The organism is Azospirillum oryzae (assembly GCF_008364795.1).
Classification (GTDB): domain Bacteria; phylum Pseudomonadota; class Alphaproteobacteria; order Azospirillales; family Azospirillaceae; genus Azospirillum; species Azospirillum oryzae.
Window position 1 is genome coordinate 1 of the sequence record NZ_VTTM01000019.1, and the last position, 13,105, is coordinate 13,105.

The following is a 13,105-nucleotide window of genomic DNA, read 5'->3' on the forward strand; positions in this document are numbered from 1 at the left end:
CGGTCGTCATCGGCTGCATCTTCGTCGTCTGCGTCCTGCTCTTCCGCCGCGGCATCGTCGGCGAGCTGATGGCCCGGCTGCCCAAGCGGGGGCACTGAGCGGAGCATCGAGTCTGCCGTCTTCTCCGTAAACTCCCCCAGGGGGGACCGGAAGGTCCCCCTCTTTTTCCCTTTTTCCACCCGTCCGGGTTGAAAAACCCAAAAAGAAACAGGGATATGGCGGAGGATGTAGAGAACTCGTCCGGATTGCCTTCTTAAAAAGCGGTCCGAGCCGGCATGAGGCAAAGCTTTGATCTGATGAACGGGTGCGGATCGACCCCGCGCGCCCGACCGAACCTGCACGCCTTCCCTTTAATCCGACGGATGGGCTACTATGTTGACCTCTGATATTGTTGGCAAATTGCGTTGCAATGCAGCAGGCACCAAAGCCGGCATCGCAAGAGGCCTCGACACCGGGACGACGAAGATCGGTCCCGTTTGGGAGGGTGACGTGGGCGACACCGTCGATTTCGAAGCGTTGCGCCAGCGGGCGGTCCATTCCCTGTTCGAACATCTGGAATCCATGTGCGTCGGTGCCGTCGCCGTCGACCACAATGGCCGCATCGCCTGGATGGACGAGAAGTACAAGGCTCTGCTGGGCGTCCCCGGCGACCCGCGCGGCCGGCAGGTGGAGGACGTCATCCCGAACAGCCAACTGCGCCGGGTGATCGACAGCGGCCAGCCCCAGCCGCTGGACATCATGGAGTTCGACGACCGCTCCTTCGTGGTGACGCGGATGCCGCTGTTCGGCATCGACGGCTCGATCATCGGCGCCATCGGCTTCGTGCTGTTCGACCGCGCCGAATATCTCCGCCCGCTGGTCCGCAAATACGAAAAGATGCAGGAGGAGCTGACCCGCACCCAGCAGGAACTGGCGCATGAGCGCCGGGCCAAATACTCCTTCTCCCAGTTCCTGGGGGCCAGCGAATCGATCCGCGAGATCAAGCGGCTGGGCCGCCGCGCCGCGCAGATGGACAGCACCGTCCTGCTGCTGGGCGAGACCGGAACCGGAAAGGAGCTGCTGGCCCAGGCCATCCACTCCGCCAGCCCGCGCGCGTCCAAGCCCTTCGTCGGCGTGAATGTCGCCGCCATTCCGGAAACCCTGCTGGAGGCGGAGTTCTTCGGCGTCGCTCCCGGCGCCTATACCGGTGCCGACCGCCGCCACCGCGAGGGCAAGTTCCAGCTCGCGAACGGCGGCACCCTGTTCCTGGACGAGATCGGCGACATGCCGCTGCCGGTCCAGGCCAAGCTGCTGCGCGTGCTGCAGGAGCGGGAGATCGAGCCGCTGGGATCCAACAAGGTGGTGCGGGTCGATGTGCGCATCATCGCCGCCACCAGCCGCGACCTGCATGCCCTGGTGCGGGAGAAGCAGTTCCGCGCCGACCTCTACTACCGGTTGAACGTGGTGCCGATCACCCTGCCGCCGCTGCGCGACCGGCCGGAGGACATCGAGAGCATCGCCGACCGCATCCTGGAACAGCTGGCCATCCAGCAGGGCACCCCGCCGCGCGAGTTGCTGGAATCGGCGGTGCAGGTGCTGCGCGACTATGACTGGCCCGGCAATGTGCGCGAGCTTTACAACACGCTGGAGCGGGTGGTGGCGCTGACCGACGCGCCGATCCTGACCGCGCCGCACATCCGCAGCGTGCTGCCCGGCATGCAGCATCCGGCGGGCGCGTCGGCCCTGCCGCTGGCGGCGGGGGCGCGGCCGTTGCAAGAGGTGCTGCACGCCGCCGAACGCCACGCCATCGCCGCCGCGCTGGAAGAGGCCAACGGCGTCAAGGCGCGGGCCGCGAAGCTGCTGGGCATTTCGCGCGCGTCGCTGTACGAACGCATGGTGACGCTGGGGCTGGGGGCGACACAGTAGGCGCCGACATAGGCCGTCGGCCCTAAATTCCGCATTGTGAAACCTTGTTTCATTGACGCGCCGCCCGGCCGCTGGCAGGATCGTCCCGCGATTTCTTGCGGGAGGAACGGGTCATGCGCAGGCGGGAAGAGGCTCTGGTCGCCGACGATCTGGCGGACGATGAGAAGGACCCGCGCTTCGTCACGGCGCTGGCCCGCGGGCTGGAACTGCTGCGTGCCTTCCGCCGCAACGAATCGATGCTCGGCAACCTGGAACTGGCGCAGCGCACCGGCCTGCCCAAGCCGACGGTGTCGCGGCTGACCTACACGCTGTCCAAGCTGGGCTATCTCGCCTACGACCAGAACACCGGCAAATACCGGCTCGGCACCTCGGTGCTGGCGCTGGGATATGCCAGCCTGTCGGGCATGGGCATCCGGCAGGTCGCCCGCCCGCTGATGCAGGAACTGGCCGACCAGACCGGGCTTGCGGTGGCGCTCGGCGGGCGCGACCGGCTGAGCATGATCTATCTGGAATGCTGCAAGGCGACCGGGCCGATCACACTGTCCCTGGATGTCGGCTCCCACATCAAGCTGTCGACCACCGGCATGGGCCGCGCCTATCTGGCCGCCTTGCCGGAGGCGGAGCGCGCACCGCTGATGGCGAAGCTGGAAGAACATGAGGGGGAGCGCTGGCCGGAGATCCGCGACGGCATCCTGCAGGCCATCGAGGATTACCGGACGCGCGGCTATTGCCGGTCGATCGGCGCCTGGAAGTCGGAGGTGCATGCCGTCGGCGTCCCCTTCGTGCCGCGCGACGGCTCGCAGGTTCTGGCCTTCAACTGCGGCGGGCCGGCCTTCATGGTCGATCTGAAGAAGCTGGAGGAGGAGTTCGCGCCGAAGCTGGTGGCGATGGTCCGGCGGATCGACGCGGCGCTGTTCAACGGGTGATTTGGGGCTGAGGGGAACCGCCCACCACAACGAACCGTTTTCCCGATACGGGTCAATTCGACCGGTGGGGAAGGACGGAACGGCATGGATGGTGGGTTGACGGACTGGCTGGTGCAGGTGATGCACCAGCTTCACTATATCGGGATCTTCCTTCTGGTGGCGCTGGCCCGGGTGTTCCCGCCGCTTCCCGCCGAGTCGGTGATCCCGCTGGCCGGGATCGGGGCGGCGACCGGCGAGTTCTCGCTTGTGGGGGTCGCCATCGCCGGCGGGCTCGGCTCGCTCGCCGGGCAACTGGTGTGGTTCCTGCCGAGCCGCCTGATGGGGCGCGAGCGGCTCGAGGCGTTCCTGAAGAAATACGGCCCTTGGCTGACCATCAACCCGAAGAAGGTGCGGCAGAGCACCGACTGGTTCGCCAAGCGCGGCGGGCTGGCCGTGCTGTTCTCGCAGCCGGTGCCGGGGGTGCGGACGCTGATTTCCATCCCGGCCGGCGCCTGCAAGATGTCGATCCTGAACTATTCGCTGGCATCCGGCATCGGCTCGGTGCTGTGGACGCTGCTGCTGGCCTGGACCGGCTATATGCTGTCGACCTGGCCCTTCGCCCACCGGCTGGTCGGCTATTTCACCGTCGGCCTGCTGGTGCTGCTGGTGGGCCTGTATCTGTGGCGGCTGACCAAACACCTGCACCTGCTGCGCAAGGGCAGTGGTGCCCAGGAGGCGCCGAGCGTCACGCCGTCCGCCGGCTGTTGAGAGCCGGCTGCTGGTCTTCAGGCCGTCGCCAACCCGACGATCCCCGTGGCGGCCATGCCCAGCGCCCACAGGCCGAAGACGCCCAGCGCCACGCCGGTGCAGTGGTTCAGCATGGTCAGCCCGCGGTCGGAAATGCGGTGGCGCACGGCGGCGACCCCCATCGCCAGCGTCATCCACCACAGCGACGACCCGATGAAGACGCCCAGCACCAGGGTCGACGCCTCCAGCCGGTCCAGCGTGCCGCCAAGCCCGAATCCGGCGAAGATGGCGATGAAGGCCATGATGGTCGCCGGGTTGGTCAGGGTCAGCGACAGGCCGGTCATGAAGCCGGTGAACCAGGACTTGCTGTCGGGGGCGGCAGCCGCCTCCCGCTCCTCCGCTTCCGGCTGCTGGCGGAAGGTGCGGATCGCCACCACCAGAAGGAAGATGCCGCCGACCAGCTGGAAGGCGATCTCGTGCCCGCGCAGGAAGCTGAGCGCCGCCGACACGCCGAAGGCGGCGATGGCGCCATAGAAGGTATCGGCCACCGCGGCGCCGAACCCGGTGAAGAAGCCCATCAGCGGCCCATGCTGCAGGGTGCGGCGGATGCACAGCAGACCGATCGGTCCGACGGGTGCGGCGATGGCGAATCCGAGAACGATTCCCTGCAAAAGCACCCAGACTTCGTCCACCGAGCGTCGCCCCCCGAATTCCTGTGGCCGGTCGTGCCGGTTTCTCGCGACCAGTTCGTCGCAAAGACCATCGGCGGGGGTGATAAACGCCCCCGCCCCTGTCGTCAACCGGGGGCGCCGCGATTTGCTGCGCCGCTTCGTCCGCTTTCCCTGTTGTGCGGAATGATGGCGCGGTTATCCTTTGGGTCAAGTTTCCGCAGTCGGGAGTGGGTGGGACATGAAGACGCGTATTCTTGCCGGCATGCTGGCGATGACGGCGATCACGGCGGCCGGCGTTCCGGCGCTCGCCGACGACTTCTCGCCGGCGGTGGTGTTCGACCAGGGCGGCAAGTTCGACAAGTCCTTCAACGAAGCGGCCTATAACGGCGCCGAGCGGTTCAAGAAGGAGACCGGCACCGCCTATCGCGAGTTCGAGATCACCAACGAGGGCCAGCGCGAGCAGGCGATGCGCACGCTGGTCCGCCGCGGCGCCTCGGTTGTCGTCGCCGTCGGCTTCTCGCAGACCGCGGCGGTGGAGAAGGTGGCGAAGGAATCGCCCAAGACCAAGTTCTGCCTGATCGACGACAAGCTGGACGCCCCCAACGTGCAATCCGTCACGTTCAAGGAGGAGGAGGGATCCTTCCTGGTCGGCATGGCCGCCGCGCTGGCGTCGAAGACCAACAAGGTCGGCTTCGTCGGCGGCATGGACATCCCGCTGATCCGCAACTTCCTGACCGGCTACGAGCAGGGCGTGAAGCATGTCGCGGCGAACGACGAGGTGTTCGTCAATATGACCGGCACCACGCCGGCCGCCTGGAACGACCCCGGCCGCGGCGCAGAACTGGCCAAGAGCCAGTTCTCGCGCGGGGCCGACGTGGTCTTCGCCGCGGCGGGCGCCACCGGCCTCGGCGTGCTGCAGGCGGCGGCCGATGCCGGCAAGCTGTCCATCGGCGTCGACAGCAACCAGAACCATGTCCATCCCGGCAGCGTCCTGACCTCCATGGTCAAGCGGGTGGACGTCGTCGTCTATGACTGCATGAAGACGGCGAAGGACGGCAGCTGGAAGCCCGGCCACCGCGTCGTCGGGCTGAAGGAGGACGGCGTCGGCTATGCGCTGGACGACAACAACCGCAAGCTGATCACGCCCGAGATGGAAGCGAAGCTGGAAGAGGCGAAGAAGCAGATCATCGCGGGCTCGCTGGCGGTCAAGCCGTACCAGCCGTAAACGGGTCCTTCATGACGCAGGCAAACGCGCCGGCCACCCGGTCGGAAATCGCCCTGGAAACGGTGGCGATCAACAAGTGGTTCGGCGCCAACCACGCCAACCGCGACGTGTCGCTGTCGGTCCCGGCCGGCACCATCCACGGGGTGATCGGCGAGAACGGCGCCGGCAAGTCGACGATCATGAGCATCGTCTACGGCTATCTGCGCGCCGACAGCGGGGAAATCCGGGTGAACGGCAATCCTGCCGCCATCCGGACGCCGCGCGACGCGTTGGCCGCCGGCATCGGCATGGTCCACCAGCACTTCATGCTGGTCGATCCCTTCAGCGTGCTGGAAAACGTGCTGCTGGGGGCGGAAGGCGGGGTCACGCTGGCCGGCGGCCTTGCCCGCGCCAGGGGTGAGCTGACCCGGCTGGCCCGCGACTATGGGCTGGAGGTCGATCTCGACAGCCCGGTCGGCGAACTGCCGGTCGGCGCCCAGCAGCGGGTGGAAATCCTGAAGGCGCTCTATCGCGGCGCCGACATCCTGATCCTCGATGAACCCACCGGCGTGCTGACCCCGCAGGAGGCCGACCATCTGTTCCGCATCCTGCGGGCGCTGCGCCAGCAGGGCAAGACGGTCGTCATCATCACCCACAAGCTCCGCGAGATCATGGAGCTGACCGACAACGTCACGGTGATGCGGCGCGGGCAGGTGGTTGCCAACGTCGCCACCCCCGACACCAGCCGGGAGCAACTGGCCGAGCTGATGGTCGGCCGCAAGGTGCTGCTGCGCGTCGACAAGACGCCGGCCAATCCCGGGGCGGAGGTGCTGCGGGTCGAGGGATTGCGGGTGCGCGATCCGTCGGGCGTGGAACGGGTGAAGGGCGTCGGCCTGTCGGTGCGGGCCGGCGAGATCGTCGGCATCGCCGGCGTGTCCGGCAACGGCCAGTCCGAACTGCTGGAGGCGCTGGCCGGCATGCGGCCCATCGCCGGCGGCTCCGTCCGCCTGCGCGGAGAGGAACTGGCCGGGCATCCGGAGCGCTTCAACGCCCGCGCGCTGCGCGGGTTGGGTGTGGGCCATGTGCCGGAGGACCGGCAGAAGGTCGGCCTCGTCACCAGCTTCTCGGCGGAAGAATGCTCGATCCTGGGTTTCCAGGACGATCCGGCCTGGAACGGGCGGGTGCTGATGGACCGCGAGGCCATCGCCGCCGACTGCGCCCGCCGGATGGAGGAGTACGACACCCGCCCGCGCGACGGGTCGTTGGCGGCGGCCAACTTCTCCGGCGGCAACCAGCAGAAGATCGTGCTGGCCCGCGAGATCGAGCGGAACCCCGACCTGCTGCTGGTCGGACAGCCCACCCGCGGCGTCGACATCGGCGCCATCGAGTTCATCCACCGCCGTCTGGTGGCCCTGCGCGACCAGGGCAAGGCGATCCTGCTGGTATCGGTGGAACTGGACGAGATCCGCGCGCTGTCCGACCGCATCGTCGTGATGTTCGACGGCCACATCGTCGGCGAGGTGATGCCGGATCAGGCGGACGAGAAGACGCTGGGGCTGATGATGGCGGGGTGTGGGTGAGGGGGGTGCTGTTGCCCCCTCCCCGACCCTCCCCCGCGTTCCGCGGGAGAGGGCGTTAAGTGCCGGTGCAGCGGAGTTCCCTCTCCCACCGAAGGTGGGGGAGGGTTAGGGAGGGGGCAAAACTAAGCCCACCCCCTCACTTCGCGAACAGCTGCGACATGTCGGCGAACGCCTTGAACTCCAGCGCGTTGCCGGCGGGGTCGAGGAAGAACATGGTGGACTGTTCCCCCACCTGACCCTTGAAGCGGGTGTAGGGCTCGATCACGAACTTGATGCCGGCCGCCTTCAGCTTTTCGGCCAGGGCGTCCCAATCGGCGGGCTGCAGCACGACGCCGAAATGCGGGACCGGCACGTCGTGGCCATCCACCGGGTTGTGGTGGGCCGGGGCGGCATTCGGGTCGCGCGGCTTCAGGTGGGCGACGATCTGATGGCCGAACAGGTCGAAATCGATCCATTCGTCGCTGCTGCGTCCCTCCGGGCAACCCAGGACGGTGCCGTAGAAATGGCGGGCGGCGGCGAGGTCGTCGACCGGGAAGGCGATGTGGAAGGGCGTCAGCGTCGTCATCGGAGGGTGGCCTTCAGGGATGGCTGTTGGTGGACCAAGCAGAGCGTATCGCCGCGGACTTGACAAACGAGTTCTCGGGCAGAGATTTATGAGTTCAACTCATGATTCGGTTCGTCCATGCCCGAACGCTCCCTGCCGTCGCTCAACGCCGTCCGCAGCTTCGTCGCGGTGGCCCGCCACCTCAGCTTCACCCGGGCGGCCGACGAGCTGGCGGTGACCCAGGGCGCGGTCAGCCGCATGATGCAGACCCTGCAGGCGGATCTGGGCGTCGAGCTGATCCGCCGTGTCGGCCGGGGGATCGAACTGACGCCGACCGGCGCGGCCTTCTATGGCGAGGCATCGGCGGCGCTCGACCGCATCGCCGCGGCGGCACGGGCGGCCCGCGCGCAGGAGGGCGGGGTGCTGCGGGTCAGCGCGCTGCCCACCCTGACCCAGCGCTGGCTGATCCCGCGGCTGAAGCGCTTCCAGGCGGACAATCCGGAGATTCAGGTCGAGGTCAGCATCGGCGAGCATCGGGTCGACTTCGCCAAGGAGCGCATCGACGTCGCCATCCGCTATGGCGTGGAGGAATGGCCGGGGGCCGAAACTGCGACGCTGATGCCGGAAACGATGGGCGTCTTCTGCGCGCCGTCGCTGCTGGAACAAGGACCGCCGCTGCGCCATCCCGCCGATCTGGCGCAGCACCGGCTGCTGCAACACACCACCCGGCCCGATTCCTGGCGCGTCTATCTCGGCGCCTTCGGCCTGCCGCTGCCGGACTCGGCGCTGTCGCTGGCCTTCGAGCATTTCTTCATGATCATCGAGGCGGCGTCGGCCGGCATGGGGGTGGCTCTGCTGCCGGTCTTTCTGGTGCGGGAGGACGTGGCGTCGGGCCGGCTGGTCCAGCCGATGCCCGAGACGCTGCGCCCGCGCGGCTGCTACCTGATCGCCCACGCGCCGGGTGCCGAGCGGGCCCGGCGGGTCCGCCGCTTCAAGGAGTGGCTGCTGACCGAGGTGGAGTAGGGCTTCACGCCGTCATGCCGGGTCCTTCTCCCAGGACGGCGTCGGCAGCGTCATGCCATGGTTGCCGCGATAGGCCGCGACCTCCGGCGACGACCATCCCGCCAGCAATGCCGGGTCCAGCCGGTAGACCTCGACGCCCAGCGGACGGCAGACCTCCAGCGGGTCGCGGGCGTCCGGACCCCACAGCGGCACGCTGAGGTCGCCGCCGGGGCAGGTCGACAGGGCGCAGAGCAAGTCGATCTCGGCGAAGAATTCCAGGAAATCACCCTTCTTGGCCGGGCAGGCCTTCATGAAATACTTGTCCTCGGCGTTCAGGCCGGTGACCTGGAAGACGTTCAGCACGTCATGCACGTCGAACTCGGTCAGGCCATAGGGGGCGACGGCGCGGGTCAGGTTGGAATGGCAGTGGTGGTGGAAATCCTCCCCCGTCAGCATGCGGTTGACGTAGGGATCGCAGCGGGTGCCCAGCAGGTCGTGGACCCGGCCGCCATACTCGTCGATGCCGTAATCGGCCAGCGTGTCGTGGGTGATGGTCGCCAGCGGCCGCAGATAGGGCAGGGTCGACCACAGCCGGTCGTATGTGCTGACATGCGCCTGCTGGAGCTGCCGCGTGCGCGAGGCCCAGAAGCGTTCGCGCGGGTTGTGGCGGTTCCAGATGTTGACGTCGGCGACCTGCGGCCCCTCGATGGTGACGATGCGGAAGACATGGCCGGCCGGCACGGTCCAGGCGCGGCCGGAACGGATCGGCACCACGAAGCTGTCCACCAGTTCCCGTCCGTCGGTCTGCGAGCCGATGCGTCCATAGAAGGCGCGGTCGACGTCGAGCGCCGAGCCTTTGCTGGCCTGATAGGCGGCGGGATAGCTGGGCATCGCGGACTCCTTGGGGATAGTCACTCTGTTCAAGCCGGACCGCGATCATGGCGAGGGAGCCGCACCCTGCGCAACAGCTCTTCGCGTACCCGCCCCACCACCGGCGCCCAATCGCCGGGATGCTGCTGGCGGAACAGGCGCAATGTCGGGTACCAGGGGCTGTCGTCACGGTCGAGCAGCCAGCGCCAGCAGCCGCTGAAGCGCGACAGCACCCAAACCGGCACGCCGAGCGCCCCGGCGAGATGGACGACGGCGGTGTCCACCCCGATCACGAGATCGAGTTGCCGGACGATGGCCGCGGTGTCGGCGAAGTCGGCCACGCCGGGCATCGGGTCGTGGATCGCCATGCCGTCCAGCTGCGCCGCCGCCGGTCCCTTTTGCAGGCTGACCCAGCACACGCCCGGTACCGTCAGCAGCGGCGCGAGTTGGGTGAGGGCGAGGCTGCGCCGGGCATCGGTGCGGCTGGCGGCGGCATGGCCCAGCCGCGGGTCGCCGGCCCAGACCAGCCCGACCCGCAAGCCGTCCGTTTCCGGCAGCGCTCCGGACCAACGCGTGACGGCATCCGGTGGTGGCGCGAGGTACGGCATGGCCGCCGGGATACGGTCGGGTGCCACCGCCAGCCGCTGCATCAGCGACATCAGCGGCACCCAGAGATCGTAGGCGACGGCATCGGGCAGGGCGGTGGTCACCGCATCGACGCCCTCGACCCCCGCCAGCAGCCGGACCAGCGGCGCCCGGCAGTGCAGGATCACCCGGCGGGCGCCGCGCGCCTTCACCAGCGGGATCAGGCGGATGAATTGCAGGGTATCGCCGAAGCCCTGCTCCTCCACCACCAGCAGGGTCTTGCCGGTCAGATCCTGGTCCGTCCATTCCGGATTGGTGCAAACGGGCCGGGTCAGCGCCAGTTCCCGTGCCTGCCAACGCGACTCATAGACCCGCCAGCCCTCCTCGAACAGCCCGTGCTGGAGCAGCGCCTCGGCCAGATTGTAGCGCACACTGGGCGTTGCCGGGGCGAGCGTCGCCGCACGGCGCAGCAGGGCCAGCGCGGCGGCATGGTCGCCGCGATCCTGCCGGGCATGGGCCATCGCCAGATAGGGTGTGTAGAGGCCGGGGGACAGTGCGATGGCGCGGCGGCAGGCGTCGAGCGCCGCCAGCGGGTGGTCGGCTTCCTGAAGGATCGCGCCGATGTTGGCATAGGCCTCCGCCAGTTCCGGGCAGCGGACCAGCGCCTCGATGCAGGACGCCGCCGCTTCGTCGGCCCGGCCGATCCGGCGGAGTGCCGCCCCCCGGTTCGCGTAAGCCTGTGCCGCCTGGACGGGATCCAGCCGCGGGTCGCCCAGCAGCCGGTCATAGACCGCCACCGCCTGCGCCCAGCATCCGGCACGGTGCAGACGCAGGGCCGTCGCGAAGGCGGTATCCGCCGTGCTCATCGGCGCAGAACGCCAAGGCCGCTCAGGATGTGGGGCGGGATGCTGCCATGGTCGGCGATGGTGTTGGCGTCGTCGGGCGAGAGACCGAGATGGATCAGGCGGTTGATGACCTGCCAGCGGCTGATCCTGTTGCCTTCATACAGGGTCAGCGCGTCCTTGATGACTTCGATCGTCGAGGTTCGGGAAATGCTTTTCGACATGGGAACCGCCTCCACGGGGGCCGGCGGAAACCGCCGGCGCTGATGGAGGGGTTACACGGCGCTTCCCGTCGAAACTGGCGGGGATTCCGAACCCGGTGTCCCGCCTGTTCCCGATCAGGCCGCGACGGCGGCGGCCAGGACGCGGGTCTGGCGGGCAACCTTCTCGAAGGCCTTTTCCTCGATCTGGCGGATGCGCTCGCGGCTGACGCCGTAGCGGACCGACAGATCTTCCAGGGTCAGCGGGCTGTCGGACAGGCGGCGGCTGGTCAGGATGTCGCGCTCGCGGTCGTTCAGCACGCCCATCGCCTCGCGCAGCAGGGCGCTGCGCTGCCGGGCCTCGCCACGTTCGACAAGCGACTCCTCCACCGACGGACGCTCGTCGGCCAGCAGATCCTGCCATTCACCGGAATCGCCGTCCGCACTCATCGGCGCGTTCAGCGAGGCCACCGGCGCCGACAGGCGGCGGTTCATGGCGACCACATCCTCTTCCGGCACCGACAGGTCGGTGGCGATGCTGGTGACGCTGTCGGGCTGCAGGTCGCCGCTGCCGTACTCGCCCAGCTTCCGCTTCAGGCGGCCCAGGCTGAAGAACAGCTTCTTCTGCGCGGCGGTGGTGCCGATCTTCACGAGGCTCCAGGACCGCAGGATGTAATCCTGGATCGAGGCCTTGATCCACCACATCGCGTAGGTGGACAGGCGGAAGCCGCGTTCCGGTTCGAATTTCTTGACGGCGGTCATCAGGCCGAGATTGCCCTCGGCGATCAGGTCGGACAGCGGCAGGCCGTAGCCGCGATAGCCGCCGGCGATCTTGACGACGAGACGGAGATGGCTGGTGACCAGCTTGTGCGCCGCATCGACGTCGCCATGCTCGGTCCAGGCCTTGGCCAGCATGTATTCGTCCTCGGCCGGCAGGACCGGGTAGCGATGCGTGTCGTTGATGTAGCGGGACAGCGATTCGCCGGAATCGGGCGAACGGAGGGCAATGGCGGTGCTCATGTCACATCCTCGTGCAAAGCGATATGACGGGTGCAAGGCCCCCAGATGGCAGGCCCTGGCCTCTCCGGCGGAGCAGGCATGGATATAGTACAAAAACGGTGCTGAAAGTCAAGCGTGGCGGTTGGGTATAGGGGGGCGGGTTCGCAGCCGGGAGGCTGTGGCCGACGCTAAATCTATTGCCCGGCGGGGGTGGGGCGCTTACGGTCGCATGTCGCACCATATGAGTAATTCCCAGCCCGGTCCTCCTGCCCAGATGCCGCGTCCCGTGATCCGCCGCCTGATCGATGCCGTGCCGACCGCCGTCCTGCCGATGGCGGCGGGGGTGGGGCTGTCGGCGCTGGTGGCGCCGCAGCCGGACGCCGCCCTGGCGCTGCTGCGCGGGCTGGTGGTCACGCTTCTGCTGACCCTGCCGTCGCTGGCGGTCGGCACCGCGCTGGGCACGCTGGCCGGGTCCTGGGCGGCGGTGGCGCCGCGGTCGGCCGGTGGGCTGGTCGGGCGGCTGCTGGCCGGGGCAGGGCCGCTGCTGCCGGGTTTCCTGCTGGCCGCGCTCGCGGCGCTCGCGGTGCGGGCCGGGGCGTCGGCGGCGCCGCTGGCCTGGACCGCCCTGTCGATTCCTGCCGCCTGTCAGGCCGCCCGTCTGGCGCGTCCGGCGATGGGCCGTGCCCTGGGCTCCGGGCCGGAGGGTGGGGCGGTGCGCATGGCCCGCGGGCTGGGGCTGGACGAGCACACGGTGCTGCGCCATCACGCCCTGCCGCAGGCGGTCGCCCCGGTGATGGGGGGGCTGCGCGCGGCGGTGCTGGCCGCGATGGTCGGGGCGGTGGCGCTGGAAAGCCTGCTGGACCTGCCGGGGGCCGGGGCGCTGATGATCGATGCCGCCCGCGCCGGCTCGGCCGCTGGGGCGGTGCCGGCCCTGCTGGCGCTGGGCGGGCTGACCGCATTGCTGAACGCGCTGGGCCTTGGGGTGCGCGACTGGATCGACCCGGCCAACCACAGCTCCACGCCCTATGAGGGGGCGTGACCGCCGCGAAGG

At 68.6% G+C, this 13,105-nt stretch carries 13 protein-coding genes; 7 read left to right on the forward strand and 6 right to left on the reverse strand.

Annotated elements, in window-relative coordinates:
* Positions 1-489: 489 nt before the first annotated feature.
* The 3 genes from FZ938_RS29315 (at position 490) to FZ938_RS29325 (ending at position 3,578) form a co-directional block, all read left to right on the forward strand.
* Complete coding sequence (locus FZ938_RS29315) at positions 490-1,905, forward strand: sigma-54 interaction domain-containing protein (RefSeq protein WP_246457309.1); 1,416 nt, start codon at positions 490-492, stop codon at positions 1,903-1,905.
* Positions 1,906-2,018: 113 nt separating this feature from the next.
* Positions 2,019-2,831, forward strand: coding sequence for an IclR family transcriptional regulator (locus tag FZ938_RS29320; RefSeq protein ID WP_149201705.1), 813 nt, complete (start codon positions 2,019-2,021; stop codon positions 2,829-2,831).
* Between the two features lie 84 nt (positions 2,832-2,915).
* Positions 2,916-3,578, forward strand: coding sequence for a DedA family protein (locus tag FZ938_RS29325; protein WP_149201706.1), 663 nt, complete (start codon positions 2,916-2,918; stop codon positions 3,576-3,578).
* Positions 3,579-3,595: 17 nt separating this feature from the next.
* On the opposite strand, the gene FZ938_RS29330 is transcribed toward FZ938_RS29325, so the two are convergent.
* Entirely contained in the window at positions 3,596-4,249 is a 654-nt protein-coding gene (locus FZ938_RS29330; RefSeq protein ID WP_149201707.1) for a LysE family translocator, read from the reverse strand.
* Between the two features lie 217 nt (positions 4,250-4,466).
* Between FZ938_RS29330 and FZ938_RS29335 the strand changes: the two genes are divergently transcribed.
* Both FZ938_RS29335 and FZ938_RS29340 read left to right on the forward strand, forming a co-directional pair.
* Entirely contained in the window at positions 4,467-5,453 is a 987-nt protein-coding gene (locus FZ938_RS29335) for a BMP family lipoprotein (protein WP_149201708.1), read from the forward strand.
* Between the two features lie 11 nt (positions 5,454-5,464).
* Entirely contained in the window at positions 5,465-7,012 is a 1,548-nt protein-coding gene (locus tag FZ938_RS29340) for an ABC transporter ATP-binding protein (protein ID WP_149201709.1), read from the forward strand.
* A 136-nt stretch (positions 7,013-7,148) separates the two neighbouring features.
* Here FZ938_RS29340 and FZ938_RS29345 read toward each other — a convergent pair whose 3' ends face one another.
* Positions 7,149-7,577, reverse strand: coding sequence for a VOC family protein (locus FZ938_RS29345; protein WP_109084408.1), 429 nt, complete (start codon positions 7,575-7,577; stop codon positions 7,149-7,151).
* Between the two features lie 117 nt (positions 7,578-7,694).
* Between FZ938_RS29345 and FZ938_RS29350 the strand changes: the two genes are divergently transcribed.
* A complete protein-coding gene (locus tag FZ938_RS29350) occupies positions 7,695-8,579 on the forward strand; it encodes a LysR substrate-binding domain-containing protein (RefSeq protein ID WP_149201710.1) in 885 nt (294 codons plus the stop codon).
* A 12-nt stretch (positions 8,580-8,591) separates the two neighbouring features.
* Here the strand turns inward: FZ938_RS29350 and FZ938_RS29355 are convergent, their stop codons facing one another.
* The 4 genes from FZ938_RS29355 to rpoH all read right to left on the reverse strand — a co-directional run bounded on the left by FZ938_RS29355 (position 8,592) and on the right by rpoH (position 12,075).
* On the reverse strand, positions 8,592-9,449 hold the full coding sequence (locus FZ938_RS29355) for an urea carboxylase-associated family protein (RefSeq protein WP_149201711.1): 858 nt from the start codon (positions 9,447-9,449) through the stop codon (positions 8,592-8,594).
* Positions 9,450-9,478: 29 nt separating this feature from the next.
* Positions 9,479-10,879: a tetratricopeptide repeat protein gene (locus FZ938_RS29360; protein ID WP_149201712.1), complete on the reverse strand. Its 1,401-nt coding sequence runs from the start codon at positions 10,877-10,879 to the stop codon at positions 9,479-9,481.
* Positions 10,876-11,079 carry a hypothetical protein gene (locus FZ938_RS29365; RefSeq protein WP_149201713.1) on the reverse strand — a complete coding sequence of 68 codons (204 nt, stop codon included), beginning with the start codon at positions 11,077-11,079 and terminating at the stop codon, positions 10,876-10,878. The genes FZ938_RS29360 and FZ938_RS29365 overlap by 4 nt, the downstream gene beginning before the upstream one ends.
* A 114-nt stretch (positions 11,080-11,193) precedes the next feature.
* The gene (rpoH, locus tag FZ938_RS29370; RefSeq protein WP_149201714.1) at positions 11,194-12,075 is read right to left on the reverse strand and encodes an RNA polymerase sigma factor RpoH; all 882 of its coding nucleotides are present in this window, start codon (positions 12,073-12,075) and stop codon (positions 11,194-11,196) included.
* A gap of 253 nt (positions 12,076-12,328) precedes the next feature.
* Between rpoH and FZ938_RS29375 the strand changes: the two genes are divergently transcribed.
* Positions 12,329-13,093: an ABC transporter permease subunit gene (locus FZ938_RS29375; protein ID WP_149201715.1), complete on the forward strand. Its 765-nt coding sequence runs from the start codon at positions 12,329-12,331 to the stop codon at positions 13,091-13,093.
* Positions 13,094-13,105: the final 12 nt, after the last annotated feature.